Annotated in this window: 14 protein-coding genes; 4 read left to right on the forward strand and 10 right to left on the reverse strand. The window is 33.1% G+C overall.

Going from position 1 to position 20,327, the window contains the following annotated elements:
- The first annotated feature begins 173 nt into the window (after positions 1-173).
- Positions 174-1,862, forward strand: coding sequence for an NFACT RNA binding domain-containing protein (locus NOU10_RS05745; RefSeq protein WP_255906277.1), 1,689 nt, complete (start codon positions 174-176; stop codon positions 1,860-1,862).
- Positions 1,863-1,908: 46 nt separating this feature from the next.
- Here the strand turns inward: NOU10_RS05745 and parC are convergent, their stop codons facing one another.
- Together parC and parE are read right to left on the reverse strand one after the other, a co-directional pair.
- Positions 1,909-4,335 carry a DNA topoisomerase IV subunit A gene (gene parC, locus NOU10_RS05750; RefSeq protein WP_255906279.1) on the reverse strand — a complete coding sequence of 809 codons (2,427 nt, stop codon included), beginning with the start codon at positions 4,333-4,335 and terminating at the stop codon, positions 1,909-1,911.
- A gap of 24 nt (positions 4,336-4,359) precedes the next feature.
- Positions 4,360-6,381 (reverse strand): DNA topoisomerase IV subunit B, encoded by a 2,022-nt coding sequence (gene parE / locus NOU10_RS05755; RefSeq protein WP_003710138.1) that lies wholly within the window; start codon positions 6,379-6,381, stop codon positions 4,360-4,362.
- A gap of 165 nt (positions 6,382-6,546) precedes the next feature.
- Between parE and plsY the strand changes: the two genes are divergently transcribed.
- A complete protein-coding gene (gene plsY, locus NOU10_RS05760; protein WP_003703540.1) occupies positions 6,547-7,167 on the forward strand; it encodes a glycerol-3-phosphate 1-O-acyltransferase PlsY in 621 nt (206 codons plus the stop codon).
- A 106-nt stretch (positions 7,168-7,273) separates the two neighbouring features.
- On the forward strand, positions 7,274-7,645 hold the full coding sequence (locus NOU10_RS05765) for a DUF1304 domain-containing protein (RefSeq protein ID WP_250201064.1): 372 nt from the start codon (positions 7,274-7,276) through the stop codon (positions 7,643-7,645).
- A 92-nt stretch (positions 7,646-7,737) separates the two neighbouring features.
- Here NOU10_RS05765 and NOU10_RS05770 read toward each other — a convergent pair whose 3' ends face one another.
- From NOU10_RS05770 to dnaE, 4 genes are all read right to left on the reverse strand, one after another.
- Positions 7,738-8,022, reverse strand: coding sequence for a hypothetical protein (locus NOU10_RS05770; protein ID WP_250201063.1), 285 nt, complete (start codon positions 8,020-8,022; stop codon positions 7,738-7,740).
- Between the two features lie 183 nt (positions 8,023-8,205).
- A complete protein-coding gene (pyk, locus tag NOU10_RS05775) occupies positions 8,206-9,966 on the reverse strand; it encodes a pyruvate kinase (RefSeq protein WP_003706278.1) in 1,761 nt (586 codons plus the stop codon).
- Positions 9,967-10,055: 89 nt separating this feature from the next.
- Positions 10,056-11,018, reverse strand: coding sequence for a 6-phosphofructokinase (gene pfkA / locus NOU10_RS05780; RefSeq protein ID WP_255906280.1), 963 nt, complete (start codon positions 11,016-11,018; stop codon positions 10,056-10,058).
- Positions 11,019-11,184: 166 nt separating this feature from the next.
- Positions 11,185-14,478, reverse strand: a complete 3,294-nt coding sequence (gene dnaE, locus NOU10_RS05785) for a DNA polymerase III subunit alpha (protein WP_255906281.1) — start codon at positions 14,476-14,478, stop codon at positions 11,185-11,187.
- 146 nt (positions 14,479-14,624) lie between these two features.
- On the opposite strand from dnaE, the gene NOU10_RS05790 reads away from it, so the two are divergent.
- On the forward strand, positions 14,625-14,810 hold the full coding sequence (locus NOU10_RS05790) for a YjzD family protein (RefSeq protein ID WP_003700204.1): 186 nt from the start codon (positions 14,625-14,627) through the stop codon (positions 14,808-14,810).
- Between the two features lie 49 nt (positions 14,811-14,859).
- Here NOU10_RS05790 and clpB read toward each other — a convergent pair whose 3' ends face one another.
- From clpB to NOU10_RS05810, 4 genes are all read right to left on the reverse strand, one after another.
- Positions 14,860-17,451, reverse strand: coding sequence for an ATP-dependent chaperone ClpB (clpB, locus tag NOU10_RS05795; RefSeq protein WP_003706273.1), 2,592 nt, complete (start codon positions 17,449-17,451; stop codon positions 14,860-14,862).
- A gap of 124 nt (positions 17,452-17,575) precedes the next feature.
- The gene (gene mnmA / locus NOU10_RS05800; RefSeq protein ID WP_003704383.1) at positions 17,576-18,703 is read right to left on the reverse strand and encodes a tRNA 2-thiouridine(34) synthase MnmA; all 1,128 of its coding nucleotides are present in this window, start codon (positions 18,701-18,703) and stop codon (positions 17,576-17,578) included.
- 112 nt (positions 18,704-18,815) lie between these two features.
- The gene (locus NOU10_RS05805; RefSeq protein WP_003700201.1) at positions 18,816-19,157 is read right to left on the reverse strand and encodes a DUF1831 domain-containing protein; all 342 of its coding nucleotides are present in this window, start codon (positions 19,155-19,157) and stop codon (positions 18,816-18,818) included.
- 12 nt (positions 19,158-19,169) lie between these two features.
- Positions 19,170-20,312 (reverse strand): cysteine desulfurase family protein, encoded by a 1,143-nt coding sequence (locus NOU10_RS05810; protein WP_255906283.1) that lies wholly within the window; start codon positions 20,310-20,312, stop codon positions 19,170-19,172.
- Positions 20,313-20,327: the final 15 nt, after the last annotated feature.

Below are 20,327 nucleotides of genomic sequence, written 5' to 3' on the forward strand. Positions count from 1 at the left end.
CTTCACAGTAATCCTGTAAAATATTATGCTACATAGATCAGTAAATTTCAAATATTTTTTGGTACTATCAAAAAATATTTGAAAATATAAAATGCAAAGTACATGCAAAAAATGAATATCTGGTATAATATCAATATTAGTGTGAATACCAAATTAGAACGGAGCTGATATCATTGACTTTTGATGGTTTATTCACTCATGCAATGATTCATGAATTAAATCAAACTTTACAAAATGGTAGAGTTACTAAAATATCTCAACCTTATCCAAATGAAGTAATTTTAACAATCAGAGCTAATAGGACTAATTATCCTGTGCTACTATCTGCTAATCCTCGTTATGCTAGATTTCAAATTACACAAATTCCTTATACTAATCCAGCAGTTCCAACTAATTTTACTATGATGTTAAGAAAATACTTGGAAGGTGCAAAATTGCTAGAAATTAAGCAATTAGATAATGATAGAGTTGTATATTTTGAATTTCTAACCCGTAATGAATTAGGAGATAAACTTCCTTTACTATTAAGTGCTGAAATCATGGGAAGATATAGCAATGTCATTTTAATCAATCAATCAACAAATAAGATTATTGATACTATCAAACATGTCGGAATGGATCAAAATAGATATCGAACTTTATTACCAGGTGCTACTTATCGTCAACCACCTACCCAAAATAAAGAGAATCCTTTTGAACAAGAATCAAATACATTTGAAAAACTCATACAAAAATACCCTAATCGCGAAGTTTTAGCTGACAACTTATTAAAGCAATATCAAGGTATTTCTAGAGATAATGCACTTGCTTTAGCAGATAAATTGCATTCTTCAAATAATTCTGTCCAGGCTTTCAATGATTTTTTTGCAATGACAGAAGATCCTATTCCTACAATGAATGGTAATAACTTCTCGATTTTTACTGATAATCCTAACGATAAAAAATTTACTACTTTAAGTGAAATGTTGGATGTTTTCTATCATACTAAAGCTAACAGGGATAGAGTACAGCAACAAGGTGGACAATTACTACACGTTATTAGAAAAAATCTGCAGCGAAATAAGAAAAAGTTAAAGAAACTCTCTAATGAATTAAAAGCTACAGAAAACGCTGATGAGTATCGTATTAAAGGAGAAGTTTTAACAACGTATTTATATCAAATTAAACGTGGTATGACTAAAATAACTCTTCCTAATTTTTATGATAATAATAAAGAAATTACAATCTCATTATCTAACCAACTGTCCCCTTCTCAAAATGCACAAAAATACTTCAAAAAGTATCAAAAACTTAAGAATGCTGTTACTTTTGTTAATGAGCAAATAGAACTTACTAAAAAAGAAGTTGCTTATCTAGAAGAAATACAAACTCAAATAGAATTAGCAACTCCTGCTGATTTAAATGATATTAAAACGGAGTTACAACAAGAAGGTTATATTAAGAAAAAGCAACAAAAAAGTAAGCATAGTAGTAGAGTAAAAATTAATAAGCCTGAATCTTTTATAGCAAGCGATGGAACTGAGATTCTAGTTGGTAAAAATAATTTGCAAAACGAAAAACTCACTTTGCATACTGCTAAAAAGACTGATATTTGGTTACATGCAAAAAATATTCCTGGCTCTCATGTCATTATAAAGTCTAATAATCCTAGCGATGAAACTTTATTTGAGGCAGCAATGTTAGCAGCGTACTTTTCTAAATTTAGAAGTTCTGCTAATGTTCCTATCGACTATGTTCAAGTTAAAAATATTCGTAAACCTAATGGAAGTAAACCTGGATTTGTTATTTATGAAGGACAAAAAACGTTGACTGTTACGCCAACTGAAGACTTTGTATTAGAACTTAGACAAAATAAAAAGTAGGAATTATTATTCCAAAATTCTAATTGGAATAATAATCCTACTTTTTTTAATCTTCAATAATTTTAGTATAGATATTTTCAATTGTATCAGTTTCAGCATCAACTACAAATGATCCATTCGAATATCTATCATTTAATTGGTGATCTTCAGGTTTTACAGTTTCTTGCTTACCATCTGACAATAATAATACTAATTCTTGGTTTGTTTGAACTAATTCAGCAAAAATTATACGATGTGGCTTAGTTTTTAATTCTCTTAAAATTTGAACACCACGTCTTGCTCTTGTAGTCAATGGTACGTCAGCTACTTTCATCTTCTTATAACTGCCACGTTGAGTTATAATAGAAACTTCGTCACTTTCAGATACTAAAATAACATTTGCTAATGTATCATCTCTTAAATCCATGCATTTTACACCAGCAGCTAAAGCTCCATTAGTAGGGACTTCATCTAGACTATATCTCAATCCATATCCTGTATAGGATGCACAAAAGACTTGAGATTTATCAGATTCAACTTGGGACACTGAAATCACTTCATCAACATCAGTCTTTAATTTAATATATCGACTAGCACGTGTCTTATATGTTCGTCCTGGTTTTAAATCAGCCAATTTTACTTGTTTTATATAGCCCTCTTTTGTAGCTATTAAGAACTTTGCATCTTGATCTATATTTTCAAAAACAAAAGCATTTAAAACATACTCGTCATTTCCTAAACCTACAGTTTGAGATAAATGTTCTCCTGTGTCTTTCCAACGAGATTCTATAACTTTATGAATAGGACGATAAATTAGGTTACCTTTATTAGTGAAAATAAATAAATGTGATAAAGTATTAACAACACTTTGTAAAATTGGATAGTCTTCATCTTTCAAGCCATTCTCATCATTATCAGATGCATTGAATGATCGAAGCGATGAACGTTTAACATAACCATCATGGGAAACGAGTAGCATTACATCTTCTTGAGCAACCATTACTTCAGTTTCGATCTTCAATGATGAAATTTCATCTTGAATGATAGTTAAGCGTTCTGAACCATATTTCTTATTAATAGCATTTAATTCCTTACGAATTACTTTATCAAGTTCTTTTGGATTAGCAAGGATATTTTCAAAATTAGCAATAGCTTTTTGCAATTCTTCTGCTTCTTTTTGAAGTGCAGTAACATCGGTATTTGTTAACCTATATAATTGTAAAGAAACAATTGCTTCTGCTTGAGCTTCAGTAAATGAAAATTCAGATACCAAATTTTTTTTAGCATCAGACTTATTCTTAGATGCACGAATTGTTTTAATAACATCATCTAGAATAGATAAAGCTTTAATTAATCCTTTAACTATATGTTCTCTAGCTTTAGCTTTTTCCAAATCGAATTTTGTTCTTCTAGTTGTTACTTCACGTTGATGTTCTAAATAAGCTTCTAAAATTGTTTTTAGTCCTACGTGTTCAGGTCGCTTATTGTTGATTGCTACCATATTAAAGTTATAGGAAACTTGTAAATCTGTATTCTTAAATAGATAATTTAGAATACCTTGTGCATTGGCATTTTTCTTTAACTCAATTACTACTCGAAGACCTTCTCTATCACTTTCGTCCCTTACTTCAGAAATGCCTTCTACTTTTTTCAATATTCTCAATTCATCAATTCGTTTAACTAAAGCTGATTTATTAACTTCATATGGAATTTCAGTAACAATAATTTGCTGCTTATTGCCTCTGATATCTTCAATCTTAGTTTTTGAACGTAAAACCGCTCTACCACGTCCTGTTTCATAAGCTTTTTTAATTCCATCTATACCTTGCAAAATACCACCGGTTGGGAAATCCGGTCCTTTAATAAATTGCATCAAATCGTCTAGGCTAGCATTAGGATGATTTATCAAATAAATTGCAGCTTCAATTGTTTCACTCAAATTATGAGGAGGAATTTCAGTTGCGTAACCAGCAGAAATTCCTGTAGCCCCATTTACTAACAAATTAGGGAAACGTGCTGGCAAGACGGTTGGTTCGTATTCTGTATCATCGAAATTAAGTACCATATCGACAGTTTTTTTATCAATATCTTGCAACATTTCAGAAGCAATTTGAGATAATCTAGCTTCTGTATAACGCATAGCAGCTGGAGAGTCTCCGTCCATAGAACCGTTATTTCCGTGCATTTCAATTAGCGGTTCACGTAATTTCCAACTTTGACTCAAACGAACCATAGCTTCATAAATAGAGGTATCACCATGAGGGTGGAAATTACCCATAACATTACCTACAGACTTAGCAGATTTTCTAAATGCTTTGTCATGAGTATTTCCATCTTCGTTCATTGCAAATAAAATGCGTCTTTGAACCGGTTTTAGTCCGTCACGAATATCAGGTAAAGCACGTTCCTGAATAATATATTTAGAATATCTACCAAAACGCTCTCCCATAACAGCTTCTAGTGATAATTCTTGAATTTTTCTTTCAGTCGGCATTAATTACCACGCTCCTTACCGTTTTTAATAATCATTTTTATCAAATAAAGCCTCTGTATCCTTTAACTTATCGTCAGAAATTTCGCCATGAGCTCCTTCAGCGACAACTGTATCTAACAAGCTTCCATCTTCTTCTAAAGTAAATTTAACATTTTTTTCAATCCACTTACGACGAGGTTCTACTTTATCACCCATTAGAGTTGTAACACGTTTTTCAGCTATTGTATCATCATCTATTCTCACACGAACCAACGTTCTTGTTTCCGGATTCATAGTTGTTTCCCAAAGCTGATCAGCGTTCATTTCTCCTAACCCTTTATATCTTTGTAAAGTGTATCCTTTTTTAAGTTCTTTAGTAGCACTTTCTAATTCAGCATCAGTCCATGCATACTTAATAACGCGCTTTTTCTTAACAGTTTTTTCAATCTTATATAATGGTGGTAATGCGATGTATACTCTCCCTGCATTAATCATTGGTCGCATATACTTATAGAAGAACGTTAATAACAATGTCTGGATATGTGCACCATCAGTATCAGCATCAGTCATGATAATAACCTTATCATAATTTGCATCATCGATGTTAAATTCTGCACCTACTCCAGCACCAATAGTATAAATCATGGTATTGATTTCTTCATTTTTCATGATATCTTGTAATTTGGCTTTTTGTGTATTTAATACTTTTCCTCGTAATGGTAGGATTGCTTGGAATTTTCTATCTCTTCCTTGTTTTGCTGAACCACCAGCAGAATCACCTTCGACTAGGAACAATTCATTACGCTTAGCATTCTTAGATTGCGCAGGAGTTAACTTACCTGATAATAGGCGTTCGCTTTTACGTCTCTTTTTGCCATTTCTACTCTCATCACGTGCTTTACGTGCTGCTTCACGTGCTTCGCGTGCCTTAATGGATTTTCGAACTAACTCTTGGGCAAAATCACCATTTTCCATTAAGAAATAACCTAATTGCTCATTAACAACACTATCAACAATTTGACGAGCTTCAGGAGTTCCTAATTTTCCTTTAGTTTGTCCTTCAAACTGTAGTAATTCTTCAGGAATGCGAACAGAAACAACTGCTGAAAGTCCTTCACGAACGTCACTACCTTCAAGATTCTTATCTTTGTCTTTAAGAAGGTTAATTTTTCTAGCATACTCATTAAAAGCCTTAGTCCATGCAGCTTTCATTCCAGCTTCGTGTGTTCCACCATCTTTAGTACGGACATTATTAACAAATGACATTATAGTTTCAGAATATCCATCATTATATTGGCCCGCAACTTCAACTTCGATACCATCTTTTTTACCTTCAAAGTACATGACAGGACCTAATACATCTTTATCTTCATTTAAATATTCTACGAATTCTTTAATTCCTTCCGCATATAAGAATTCTTCTTCAGTATATGGGTCAGTTCTTTCATCTGTTAAAGTAATCTTTACACCCTTTAATAAGAAAGCAGATTCTCTTAATCTTTCTGCTAAAGTATTAAAATTATATTTTGTTGTTGAAAAAATATTAGCATCAGGTTTAAAAGTTACTTTTGTACCACTTTTACGTTTAGCTTTACCAATTTTACGTAAAGTTCCTACAGGTTGCCCACCGTTAACAAAATCTTCTTCATATTCAATGCCATCTCGAACAGTATTTACAGTTAACTTTGAGGAGAGTGCGTTAACGACAGAAGCACCAACGCCGTGTAATCCGCCTGAAGTTTTATAGTCGCCTTGGCCAAATTTACCACCTGCATGTAAAACAGTAAAAATTACTTCTACTGTTGGAATTCCCATTGAATGCATTCCAACTGGCATTCCACGTCCGTTATCGACTACTGTTATTGAATCATCTTTATGAATAATAACGTTAATTTCTTTGCCATAACCAGATAGTGCTTCATCAACTGCGTTATCAAATATTTCATATACTAAGTGATGTAATCCACGTGAATCTGTAGAGCCTATATACATCCCAGGACGCTTTCTAACAGCTTCTAGGCCTTTTAGAACTTGAATTGAGTCATCATTATAATTATTCTTTGGCATGCTCTTCTCCTTTCTGACTTTAAAAGTCACGTCTTTAATATCATATCGCATTTTTCTATCTCATATCAAGCAATTATATGGATAAATTTTAATTTTAATTAATGAAAAATAGTTTCTTTAATGTTAATATAGTGTATGAGTGACTACTTTAGGAGGAATTTTTTAGTGGATATAAAAATTATCTTAATGCTTATTATAGGATACCTTTTAGGATCTATTCCATCTGGTGTTTGGATAGGAAAGATATTTTATAATAAAGATATTCGTAACTATGGTAGTGGTAACATGGGTACTACTAATACTTTTAGAGTTCTGGGAAAGAAAGCTGGTATCGTTGTATTATTAATGGACATGTTAAAAGGAACTATAACAGCTTGTTTACCATTTATTTTCCACGTAAATGTTAGTGTGCTATTGATTGGATTATCTGCAATTTTAGGGCATGTATTTCCTATTTTTGCTGGCTTTAGAGGTGGTAAGGCAGTTGCTACAAGTGTAGGCGTATTACTTGTATATAATCCTTTATTCTTCACAATTGCATGGGCCATTTTTATCATTACTTTATATATTAGTAGTATGGTAAGTGTTGCTAGTATGTTAGGCTTCACACTTGTTTCTATCATTTCCTTATTTTTCAATGATCGAGTTTTAACTATCGTAGCCATTGTGTTAACTATATTCGTTTTTGCTAGACATTGGAAAAATATCGAAAGAATTAAAAACGGAACTGAAAATATGGTTCCTTTCGGTTTAGGATATCGAAGACGACAAAAAAATACAAAATAAACCTTTGGGATTAAAAATCTTTATTTCCAAAGGTTTTTAATTTGCAATAATATCATTTTTTTCGCTATACTAGTAACGTTACATAATTTTAAAGGAGGAAAATTTAATGAGTATTTTTTCTACTATCTTAGCCTCTTTAGTTGCTTTAGAAGCTTTATACATCATGCAGTTAGAAATGTTTGCCTCTAAAGAAAAATTAGAAAATGTCTTTGGATTAAGTAAAGAATACTTATCAATGGAAGAAGCTAGAGTTTCAATGAAAAATCAAGGTCTATACAATGGTTTTATTGGTGTTGGTTTGCTATTCTCTCGTTTCTTTTTCCCTGTAAATTCTCAATTTATAGGTACTACAATGTTTGTTATCTTTGTTATTATTGCCGCAATTTATGGATGGCTTAGTGCTAAAAACAGCAAAATTCTGCTTTTACAAGGTACACCAGCAATATTAGCTTTATTATCATTAATTATTTTTAAATAATACATTTTCAACAAAAAATGCTGCAGCTTACTAATTCAAATCGTAAACTATAGCATTTTTTTATTTTAATATCTACTTTAAAATTCATACAATTATTTCTCAATTATTTCCTTTGTTACTCTGACAACTTCTTTTCCTTGTTGATAAGATAGCCTCAACAATACTACATTTTCTCCCTTCGAAGAGTGATATTCATATTTAAATTCTAACAACTTTAATTTAATACTCTTACTACTTTTAATTGTTGGATGTAGATTTTTATCTAAAGTTAGCGTCACATCATCGAAAATATATTCCTTTATACCCAGTTTAGTACTTTTATCAGGTAATTCTCCTCCACAAAGCCACTCTTCTGTTTCTTTCTCGCTATATTCCATACTACTTATACCTCATTTCATTTCTTTCTTAAGTACATTATAATATCGAAATACAACTGTTGTACCTTGTTTTTTGATAAAAATAAAAAGTAGCCCATTTCGTAAAAACGAAATGAGCTACTCAATTATATTTTTAATAAAATCTCACAAGTTGCGAAACTCTAAAATCTTATCGTAACAGGATTAAAGAGCGTTTGATGCACCATGGTATACAATACCACGACGGCTATCAACTGTTACAACTTCACCGCTCTTGATCAATGATGTTGCATCCTTAGCACCAACAACTACAGGAATACCCATAGAGATACCTACTACAGCTGCATGAGATGTTAAACCACCATTTTCAACGATTAAAGCAGATGATTTTTCAATAGCTGGTAAGTAATCTTTGTCAGTTGTCTTTGTTACAAGGATTCCACCTTCAACAGCGTTCTTGTTTGCTTCATCAGCAGATGTTGCAACAACTGTCTTACCGATAACAGTTTCATCACCAACACCTTGACCTGAAACTAACTTAGAACCAATTAATTGGATCTTCATGATGTTTGTAGTACCTTTTTCACCTACAGGAACACCAGCAACGATTAAGATCAAGTCGCCTTCCTTAGCTAAACCAGCCTTCTTAGCTTCTTCTGTAGCTAATTGGAACATTTCATCAGTTGATGAAGGAGCATCAGCCAATACAGGTTGTACACCCCAGTTAACTGTTAAACCACGACGTGTACGGTCATCAAATGTAACAGCTAAAATGTCAGCATTTGGACGGTACTTAGAAATCATACGTGCTGTATGACCAGATTTTGTAGCAGCAACAATTGTCTTAATGTTCAAGTTTTCTGCTGTTTCAGCAACTGAACGACCAATTGCTTCTGTAACATCTGTCTTATCAAATGCATCTAATGTCAATGCTTTGTGTTGACGTAATGCATTTTCAGACTTGATGTCGATACGTGCCATTGTAGCAACAGATTCTACAGGGTAGTCACCATTTGCAGATTCACCAGAAAGCATTGTTGCATCTGTACCATCAAATACAGCGTTAGCAACGTCAGAAGCTTCAGCACGTGTAGGACGTGGGTTTTCTTGCATAGAGTCAAGCATTTGTGTAGCTGTAATAACTGGCTTACCAGCTAAGTTACACTTCTTGATTAATGATTTTTGTACCAATGGAACATTTTCAGCTGGGATTTCAACACCCATGTCACCACGAGCAATCATCAAACCATCAGAAACTTTCAAGATTTCATCAAAGTTGTTGATACCTTCTTGAGATTCAATCTTAGGGAAGATTTGTACATGTTCCATGTGCTTTTCTTCAAGTAATTCACGAATATCTAAGATATCTTGTGGCTTACGTACGAAGGAAGCAGCAATGTAGTTAATGTCTTGGTCTAAACCAAAGCGGATATCATCAGAGTCTTTTTCTGTAATACCAGGTAAGTTGATAGAAACACCAGGAGCATTAACACCTTTACGAGAACCAAGTGTACCTTCGTTTAATACTTTACATACAAGTTCTTTGTTTGCATCGTCTTTCTTTTCGATTTGCATATCAATCAAACCGTCGTCAAACAATACATGTCCACCTTCGTGAACGTCATCGTATAAACCAGGGTATGTTACAGCGATTTTTTCTTTTGTACCTTCAATAGAATCGTCCATAGAAATACGTACTTCATCACCGATTACAAAATGAATCTTGCCTTCTTTTTGAACAGTTGTACGGATTTCTGCACCCTTTGTATCTAATAAGAAACCTACTGTTTTACCAGTAATTTTTTCAGCTTCATGAACTAAATTCATGCGGCCTAAGTGTTCTTCATGATCACCGTGTGAGAAATTAAAACGGAAAACATTTGCACCTGCTTCGATTAACTTAACAATTGTATCTAGGTCAGAACTAGCTGGTCCAAGGGTACTTACGATCTTGGTCTTTTTCATGAATAAAACCTCTCCTTTGAAAATATTAAAAGATGACTTTCATGTCTATCTTTGCCGAAAGTTAAAATAAATACTTTATCGATACAAAATTAGAAACGAACACGATCATTCAAATCTTGTAATGATACATCTGTTTGATGTTTGTGATTTTCAAGTGTATCAATGATATCAGTTGCAACCAATTGATTATCATGAATACCAATAGCTAAACCACCTTTACCTTCAAGTAACAAGCGAATAGCATAATCACCAAGTCTTGTAGCTAAAACACGATCTTTAACAGTTGGGCTACCACCACGTTGGATATGTCCCAAAGTAATAGCACGACTATCAAAATCACCGTATTGATCAAGCTTTTCTTTGAATTCAGCAGCGCCCATTACGCCTTCTGCTAAAACAATTAAGCCATGATCTTTACCGTTCTTACGGTTTTCGGAAATTTTATTTGCGATAGCTTCAATATCGTATTCACGTTCTGGAATAACAATTGCATCTGCACCAGTAGCAATACCAGACCATAATGCAATATCACCTGCACCACGACCCATAACTTCAACAACGAATACACGTTGGTGTGAAGTTGCAGTATCGTTGATACGATCTAATGCTTCCATTGCAACATTAGCAGCAGTATCGAAACCAATTGTAAAGTCTGTACCTGGAATGTCATTATCAATAGTTCCTGGTACACCAATTGAATTGTATCCGTGCATAGTTAATTTTTCTGCACCGTGGTATGAACCATCGCCACCGATAACAACCAATGCTTCAATACCAAATTTCTTTAATTGTTCGATACCTTTCAATTGTGTTTCTGTTTCTGCAAATTCTGGGAAACGTGCAGAATATAAGATAGTACCACCACGACTGATAATTTCATCAAGTTTTGTAGATTCCATCTTAAAGATGTTACCTTCTACAAGTCCTTTATATCCGTAGTTGATACCGTAAGCTTCAAGACCTGCATTCATTGCAGAACGAGCAATCGCACGTACAGCTGCGTTCATACCAGCTGCATCGCCACCACTAGTTAAAATACCAATGCGTTTCATTTTTTCACCTCAAGTATATATTTCAGTAGAACTACATTCTCCACAAGTAATATTACCACTTTTATAAGCAATTGTCTTGTAAAAATATGAAAAATTAAGTAAAAATTCTGATTTTTTTGTAAAAAAGCCGTCAAAACCAATAATTTTTTTGAAAAAGTAACTTAATTTATTTCAAAACTACATTTTCAACTCCTAACAACTCTACAAGTCTATTGTAAACTATTTTATCCTGTGATAGCCATAATTTTTTATTAAGAAGTTTCTTTTTCCCCGATTTTTCATCAACTATAATAACAGGTACATTACCACTATTTTGGAGCATTAACTTTTCAAGATTTCTTCTTTTACTTGTATCGAAGGCTTTTGCTAAGCGTAGATAATAAGTTTTTATTCTTACATCGTTTGCTAACATCGCTTTACTAATTGTTATGGCCAATCCTCTTGTTGTATCAACTCTACCTTCAATTAAGATAATATTTCCATCTTCCAAAACTGATGAAAATCTCTTATATACATTAGGGAAAAACGTTAAATCAATGTTTCCAGTTTGATCAGCTGCAGTTACAAACGCCATTTGAGAACCATTTTTAGTTCTAATGATTTTTATAACTTTTATCTGCAAAATCATTGAAACATACTTATCTTTATTAGACTCGTTTATTTGAGAAACTCTAGTTGAATTGGTTAAATAGATTAACTCTACATATTTTTCGACTGGATGACCTGATAAATAAGCTCCTAGATAATAATTTTCTTTTTCTAAGAGTTCATCATTTGAAATCTCTATCTTTTCTACAGTCGTTTTCTTGGGTGCCAATATTGAAAATAGTTCAACATTATTTCCACTAAGTTCAATATTGCTTAGTAAGCGTGGCAACATCGCCAACAATTCTTTTCTAGATTGACCAAATGTATCAAAGACACCTGAATAAATTAAAATCTCTATTAATTCTCTTTTTAAGTATCTTTTATCGATTCTTTGCAAGAAATCCTCCATGTTTTTGAAAATACCACTTCGTTTTCTTTCTTGCAAAATATCTTGAAGAAAGTTCTTTCTCAATGACTTAATACAACTTAAACCAAAGTAGATTTCCCCATTACGTAAGATATATAGAGATTGGCTAATATTGATGTCTGGATGATGAACTTTTACTCCCTTATTCTTAGCTTCTAAAACATAATCTTTAGTTTTACGTGGATTTCCAATTACTGAATTTAATAAAGCTGCAAAGAAAGCTGCTGGATAATGTGCTTTTATATATGCTAATTCAAATGACATTTTTGAATAAGCAACTGCATGTGACCGGTTAAAACCATAATCTCCAAATTCCATGATGTAAGCATACACTTTTTTAGCAACTTCATGCGTGTATCCTTTTTTCATCGCACCATTAATAAACATAACTTCCATTCGCGAGATGATATCATGTTTCTTTTTACTCATCGCTCTTCTAAGCGAATCCGCTTGTCCTAAAGTAAAGCCTCCCATAGCAGAAGCAACTTGCATAACTTGTTCTTGGTAAACCATAATTCCATAAGTTTGCTTCAAAATACCTTCCAGTTCTTTTGAAGGATAAGTTATTGGTCTTTCACCATGCTTTCTTGCAATGAATTCGTCAATATTTTGAATAGGTCCTGGACGATATAAGGCATTTACCGCTGCTACATCTTCAAATGAAGTAGGCTTTAATTTTGTTAGTACCCCTCTGATACCAGCTGATTCAAATTGAAAAATACCACTTGTTTCTGCATTTTGATAGATCTTTAAAGTTTCAGGATCATCCAAATTAATTTTTCTTATATCAAAATCAATATGATAACCCTTTTTTATTAGTGTAATTGTATTTTCCAAAATTGATAAATTTCTCAATCCTAGAAAATCCATTTTTAACAATCCAACTTCTTCAACTTGATTTTTAGCAAATTGACTCATTAAAATACCATCGCCACCAATCTGAACTGGTACGTGATCTACTAAATCATCATCACTTAAGATAATCCCAGCTGCATGTGTAGAATAATGTCGTGGTAGTCCTTCAAGTGCAATGGCTGTTTCGAATAATAGTCGATTCTTAGAGTTATCTGCAACTAAGTTCTTCAAAGATTGGCTACTAGCATACGCTTCTTTTAGAGTAATTCCATATTCTTTAGGTATCGCCTTACTCCACGCATCTGCTTCATAAGTTTTTAAATCAAATACCCTAGCAACATCGCGCAATACCTGTTTTGTTTTTAATGTTCCAAAGGTTATGATCTGTGCCATATGTTGCTGCCCATATTTCTGATGTAAGTATTCAATGATAGTATCTCTTTTTATATCAGGAATATCTAAGTCAATATCTGGCATTTGAGCACGTTCTTCATTCAAAAAACGTTCAAAAATCAAGTCATACTTAATAGGATCAATATCAGTAATATATAAGGTATATGAAACTAAAGAACCAGCTGCTGATCCTCTACCTGGACCGGTTAAAATATTATTTTCATGAGCAAAATTTGTCACGTCCCAAACAATTAAGAAGTAATCATCAAATCCCATGCGATGAATAACTGATAATTCATAATCTAATCTATTCTGATATTCTTCTTGGTTCTTTATATTTTCTTCCGCTATTCTTTTAGCTAATCCTTCTTGACATAATTTTCTTAAGAAATCTTCTGAATTTAAGCCATTAGTTTCTTTAAAATGGGGTAACTGTGTTTTAGGAAAGTTTAATGTTAAGTTACATTGAGCAATCACATTAATTGCATTTTGATATGCACTACTTAAATAATCTGTACCTAAGCGCTCATATTCCTCAGGTGTATGTAGATAATTTCCATCATTTTTAAAATTCCAATTCGGATTAACATTTTCACCAGTTCCTATGGCTTGTAATACCTTAGTACTAAAATAATCACGTTCTTTTAAGTATTTAACTGGTGTTAATAAAATCGTCTCTAATTGTAACTTCTCAGCAGCCATTAAATCATTATTTATAGCATCTCTATCATTAGGGTTAACACCATAATAAATTGTCTCGGCAGCTGACACTAATGTTTGTAATTCTGTCACTTGATCACTTATTATGTCATTTACCGTTAGATACGATGGATTCAATACAACAATTACATCCTGTAAATACTCTGTAATATCTGCTAATTTAAAAATATTTTTATAGTTCTCATCTACTGCAGTTAGTCTCTTTGAAGAAATATTCATCAAATTTTGATAACCATTACTGTTCTTAGCAATAAAAATATACTCATCATCGCTAGATTGTAATGTAATACCAATAATTGGTTTAATTCCTGCTTTAACACATTCATGATAGAAGTCCAAAACGCCATACATTGAATTTATATCTGTCAATACCAGAGCACTGTATCCCAATTCTTTTCCTAACTTTACATACTCTGAAATTCTCAATGGACTTTGCAACAAACTATATGAACTTAAAACTTGTAAGGGAGCATACATAATATCTCTCCTTTCCTACAAAATACAATTTCATTATACTTAAAAGATATCAACTTTACAAAATTATAGATAAGATACACAAATATTACATGTAAGTTCTTTAAAATTGTGATAGAATAACTTAGTATAGATATGAGGTGTTGAAAATGGGTAAACAACTTACAGTCCTATTTTGGGGCTTTATCTATGGTGAAGTTATTGGTTATATCATTTCTGCTTTAACTGGTGTTCAATTTGACTGGTTAGCAAGTGGTGTAATTTGCATGATTGGTGGTTTAATCGGTATTAACTGCTTGAACTACTTTATCAGCGATAAAAAAGCTTCAAAATAGTTTATATCAAACAAAAAGTGTGTGAACGTAAAATTCACACACTTTTTTATTATGCTTGAGTTATAAATTTTAATTGGTTATCTACTAAAGTTACCGTTACTTTAGAATGAGGTAGAATTTTCCCAGCGATTATTTCCTTAGCTAGCGGCGTTTCAACGTTATTAGTTATAAATCTTTGCAATGGTCTTGCACCATAAGCTGGGTTATATCCTTCTTTAGCAATCCACTTCTGAGCATCTTCATCAATACCTAACGTAATCTCTTGACTTTCTAACCTGTCTGACAATTGATGAATGAATTTTTCAACAATCTTTTGTACAGAATCCATTGTTAATGGTGTAAACATCAAAATATCATCAATACGGTTTAAAAATTCTGGTTTGAAATGTGCCTGTGTTAGTTGCATGACTTTCTTCTTTATTTCAGGAGAAATTGTACCATCTGTAGAATCATTTTCTAGCAAGAACTCTGAACCTAAATTAGATGTCATGATTAAAATTGTGTTCTTAAAGTTAACCGTTCTTCCTTGACCATCAGTTAAGCGTCCATCATCTAGAACCTGTAATAAAATGTTGAAAACATCTGGATGAGCTTTTTCAACTTCATCTAACAAAATAATAGTATAAGGATTGCGACGAACAGCTTCTGTAAGTTGTCCACCTTCTTCGTATCCTACATAACCAGGAGCAGCACCAACTAATCTTGAAACTGAATATTTTTCCATATATTCTGACATATCTATTCTTACCATATGGCTTTCAGAATCAAATAAATTCTCTGCTAAAGCCTTAGCTAGTTCTGTTTTACCGACACCTGTTGGTCCCAAGAACAAGAAAGATCCCAGTGGCTTGTTAGGATTTTGCAAACCAGCTCTAGATCTTAAGACTGCATCAGAGACTGCATCTACAGCTTCATCTTGGCCTATTACACGCTTATGCAAATTATCTGCTAAATGTAAAAGCTTTTCACGTTCTCCTTCAACCAATTTACTAATTGGAATACCAGTCATTCTACTAATTACTTCTGCAATTTCCTTATCAGTGACAGACTCTTCAACCATCCATTCTTTAGGACGTTCACTATTTTCCAATTGTTGTAGTTCTTTTTCTAGTTGTGGAATCGTTGCATGTTGTAACTTAGCAGCCTTTTCTAAATCATAATTATTTTCAGCTTCTTCTAATTGATGACGAGCTTTATCTAATTCAGATTTCTTATCAGATACTTTTTGGATGTCTAGTTTTTCATCTTCCCAACGTTGACGAAGTTTATTAGCTTTTTCACGCAAATTGGATAATTCGGCTTGTAACTCCTCTAAGCGTTTCTTAGATGCAGCATCTGTTTCTTTCTTCAAAGCAGCTTCTTCAACTTCCTCACGCATTAACTCGCGAGTTACTTGATCTAATTCATTAGGAACGGAATTCATTTCTACACGTATTTCAGCACAAGCTTCATCGATTAAATCAAGGGCTTTATCTGGTAAAAATCTATCTGTAATATAGCGATTGGATAGAGTTGCAGCTGCTACTAAAGCATTATCATGAATACGAACTCCGTGATGAATTTCATAACGTTCTTTTAAGCCACGCAAAATGGAAATTGTATCTTCAACAGTTGGCTCCTTAACAAGTACTTTTTGGAAACGTCTTTCAAGAGCTTTATCTTTTTCAATATATTCTCGGTATTCATCCAAAGTAGTGGCACCAATTAAATGTAATTCGCCTCTAGCTAACATTGGCTTCAATAAGTTTCCAGCATCCATCGAACCTTCAGTCTTACCTGCTCCAACTATATTATGAATTTCATCAATGAAAAGTAGGATCTTTCCTTCGCTTTTCTTCACTTCTTTTAATACATTCTTTAATCGTTCTTCAAATTCTCCACGATATTTAGCTCCAGCAATTAAGGAACCCATATCCAAAGAAATTATAGTCTTATCTTTTAGGTTATCTGGAACATCATTTCGAACAATTCTCTGTGCTAGTCCTTCAACAATAGCCGTTTTACCAACACCAGGTTCACCTATCAAAACTGGATTATTCTTAGCTTTTCTTGATAAAATTCGAATAACATCGCGAATTTCTTCATCACGTCCAATAATAGGATCTTGATTACCATTTCTAACTTCTTTGTTTAAATTTACTCCGTACTTTTCAAGTGATTTATAGCCTTTTTCCTGATCTTGACTTGTCACTCTTTCTCCTCCTCGATAATCAGCTACAACCTTGCCTAACTGATTTTTTGTTAATCCAGTTTGCTTTAAATATTCTGTTAAGGGATTGTACTCTAACTCCATTAAAGCTAACATTAAGGTATCTACAGAAACATAAGTATCTTGATTGCCTTTAGCTATTTCTTGTGCTTTTTGCAATAATGAAAAAAGTTGCTGACTTATTGATTGTCCATATTGAACATTACCACCTTCAACAACACTAACTTTATCTAATTCGCCATCAATAAAGTTTTCGAAGGCCTGTATGTCTAAACCTGCTTTTTTATAAATCTCGGCAGCTATTTCTCCAGGTTGGACTAACACTTTAAATAATTCATTAATTCCAATTTCTTGATGCTTTCGGTTAATTGCCACCTTTTGCGCTTCTGCTAAACTTTTTTGAACTTCAGTTGTATAATTTTCGTTATCCATACTTATCAGTCCTTATAATATATTTCATCTCCTACATTATATCATCTTTTTTAAACTTTGACTAAGTTTGACCTTTTATTTAAAAATAAAGAGGATCACTTAATAGCAATCCTCTTTATCAAAATTATACGTATTGTAATAATTTACTTTCCTTATATGCGTGGTCAATAGTTCCACTACCTAGACATTCTTCACCATCATAAAATACAACTTCTTGTCCAGGAGTAATAGCACGTACAGGTTCGTCAAAAATAACTTCAACCTTTGTACGATCTTCATTAAATTTAACTGTAACGCCTGTATCCTTTTGGCGATAACGGAACTTAGCTGTACAATGGAATTCATCACCGCGATCAGAAATATCGTCAACAAAACTTAACTTTGAAGCATCTAAACTATTAGCATATAAATGTTCATTGTGGTAGCCTTGTCCTACTAATAAAGTATTTGTCTTCAAATCTTTACCGATAACAAACCATGGTTCATTACTCTTGCCATCGCCACCAATACCTAAGCCTTTACGTTGACCAATAGTATAGTTCATCAAGCCAAAATGATTTCCCTTTACTTCACCGTCAAGAGTTACCATTTCACCTGGTTGAGCAGGTAAGAACTCACCTAAGAATTTACTAAAGTTACGTTCACCGATAAAGCAAATTCCAGTTGAATCTTTCTTTTTAGCAGTTGCTAAACCTGCTTCTTCAGCAATTCTTCTCACTTCTGATTTTTGTAAGTGTCCAATTGGGAACATTACTTTTTGTAATTGTTCTTGTGAAAGCTGACTCAAGAAATAAGTTTGATCCTTGTTATCATCTGCTCCACGTAGTAAATGCACTCTGCCATCTTCATCACGACGCAATTGTGCATAGTGTCCCATTGCAATATAATCTGCATCAATAGACATTGCGTAATCTAAGAAAGCTTTAAACTTAACTTCTTTATTACACATAATATCAGGATTTGGAGTACGTCCATTTTTATATTCATCAAGGAAATATGTGAATACTCTATCCCAATATTCCTTTTCAAAGTTAACTGAGTAATAAGGAATACCAATTTGACTAGCAACTTTAGCTACGTCTTGATAGTCTTCTGTTACTGTACAGACACCACTATCATTCTTATCATCCCAGTTCTTCATAAATACACCAACAACGTCATATCCTTGTTGTTTCAATAAGTAAGCAGAAACTGAAGAATCAACTCCACCACTCATTCCTACAACGACACGAATTTGACTCTTGTCTTTCACAAAAAATCACCATCATTTCAATATATTCTGAATTTCACGATTTGAAGGTCGTTTTTGTTCAGTAAGCTACATTATAGCTATTATTACCATTAATATCAAGCATAAATACATCCTAAACTTCTTCTAGGATTTTCCTTTCCTTTAAATCATTAATGATAAATTCTAATTGTTCAATATTACCTTGGTTGTCATTACCTTTAAAAATATTTACTTCGCGCATTCCATTAGCTGTTAAAGTAACCATCTTAAAGTTCTTCATGTCAGCTTGAATTGCGACTTTTAATTTATATCCTTGATTGAAAGGAGAATATGGATCTAATGAACGTTCTAATTGAAATTTACCACCCTTAGACTCTATAAAGCCTGCATCGCGTAGTGGAAATCTCTTAACATTAGTAGAAAGTTTGTATGTCTTTGTATCTCCTAATATTTTTGCTGTTGTGCCATATGCCATAATAAATCCCCTCTATTTCTTAATAATTTTTACTAACGTCTCAATCAAGTAATCAATGTCCTCACTAGTATTATTGATTCCAAAACTAAAACGTAAGGATTCAGCAACTCTTGGACTATCTTCACCATACATTGCTACTAAAACATGAGAAGGTTCCAATGAGCCAGCTGTACATGCTGAACCAGCAGCTGCTGAAATCCCACTTAAATCAAGGTTAGTTAGTAAACTATCACTAGCAAAGCCTTTAAACCAGATACTAATAATTTGAGGTAATTGATTTTCTTCGAGATGCCCATTAATCTCAAAGTCAATTCCATTTTCCTTTAATCCATCCACCAATTGATGTTTAAAAGATAAGTATTTTTGGCGATGTTCTTCTTTTACTTCTGCTGGTAATAAACTAACAGCTTCTGCAAAACCTGCAATCGCCGGTACATTCTCAGTTCCTGCACGACGCTTTAATTCTTGATCTCCACCTTTGATCAAGGATGGAAAATTAATTCCATCTCTGCGATATAGAAATCCTAACATTTTAGGACCATTCAATTTATGTGCAGACACTGATAATAAATCAACTTTTAAATCTTGAACATCTATATCAAGTGCACCATAAGTTTGAACTGAATCTGTATGGAACCAAGCATTAGTTGGAGCAACAATTTCACCTATTTCCTTAATAGGAAGATGACTTCCAACTTCGTTATTCCCCATCATAATAGATACTAAAATTGTGTCTGGCCTGATAGCTTGTCTTAGATCATCTAAATTAATTTGACCATACTCATCAACTGGAAGATAAGTAACTTCAAAGCCTTCTTGTTCTAAATATGCCATTGGTTTTAGAACTGCTTCATGTTCAATTGCTGTAGTAATCAAATGACGACCTTCATTTTTTCTAGCCACCGCTGTTTGGATAATAGCAGTATTGTCACTTTCTGTACCGCCACTAGTAAATACAATTTCATTGTCATTTTTAGCGTTAATTGACTCAGCTATTACGTGACGACTATTATCTAAGATAGCACGTGCTTGACGACCATAATAATTTACGGCAGAAGCGTTGCCGAAAGTATTGGTCATAGTTTCAGTCATCTTCTCAATAACTTTTGTAGCCATTGGAGTTGTGCCTGCATTATCTAAGTAAATATACTTCAACTTTCTCACCTTACA

It is taken from the genome of Ligilactobacillus sp. MP3, assembly GCF_024436335.1.
Classification (GTDB): Bacteria; Bacillota; Bacilli; order Lactobacillales; family Lactobacillaceae; genus Ligilactobacillus; species Ligilactobacillus salivarius.